General features: G+C 67.5%; 1 pseudogene. It reads left to right on the plus strand.

The features are described from left to right. Positions 1 to 906, plus strand: a pseudogene (locus ACBJ59_RS62795) (DNA-directed RNA polymerase subunit beta); the annotation flags it as partial.

Genomic DNA, 906 nt, shown 5'->3' on the forward strand with positions numbered 1-906 from the left:
TCACGCCGCAGACCCTGATCAACATCCGCCCGGTCGTGGCGTCGATCAAGGAGTTCTTCGGCACCTCGCAGCTGTCGCAGTTCATGGACCAGACCAACCCGCTGGCCGGCCTGACGCACAAGCGGCGTCTGTCCGCGCTGGGTCCCGGTGGTCTGTCCCGTGAGCGGGCCGGCTTCGAGGTCCGTGACGTGCACCCGTCCCACTACGGCCGGATGTGCCCGATCGAGACCCCGGAAGGCCCGAACATCGGCCTGATCGGCTCGCTGGCCTCCTACGGCCGGATCAACGCGTTCGGCTTCGTGGAGACGCCCTACCGCAAGGTCGTCGACGGCAAGGTGACCGACCAGATCGACTACCTCACCGCCGACGAGGAAGACCGCTACGTCAAGGCGCAGGCCAACACGGTGCTCAACGCCGACGGGTCGTTCGCCGAATCGCGCGTCCTGGTCCGCACCAAGGGCGGTGAGACCGAGCTCGCCCGTGCCGAGGAGGTCGACTACATCGACGTGTCGCCGCGCCAGATGGTGTCGGTGGCCACCGCGATGATCCCCTTCCTCGAGCACGACGACGCCAACCGCGCGCTCATGGGCTCCAACATGCAGCGCCAGTCGGTGCCGCTGCTCAAGAGCGAGGCGCCGCTGGTCGGCACCGGCATGGAATACCGTGCCGCGACCGACGCCGGCGACGTGATCAGCGCCGAGAAGGCCGGTGTGGTGGAGGAGGTCTCCGCCGACTACATCACCGTCATGAACGACGACGGCACCCGGACGACCTACCGGGTGGCCAAGTTCAAGCGGTCCAACCAGGGCACCTCGTTCAACCAGAAGCCGATCGTGGCCGAGGGCGACCGGGTGGAGGTCAACCAGGTCATCGCCGACGGTCCGTGCACCGACAACGGCGAGATGG

It is taken from the genome of Nonomuraea sp. MTCD27, from assembly GCF_041950495.1.
Taxonomy (GTDB): domain Bacteria; phylum Actinomycetota; class Actinomycetes; order Streptosporangiales; family Streptosporangiaceae; genus Nonomuraea.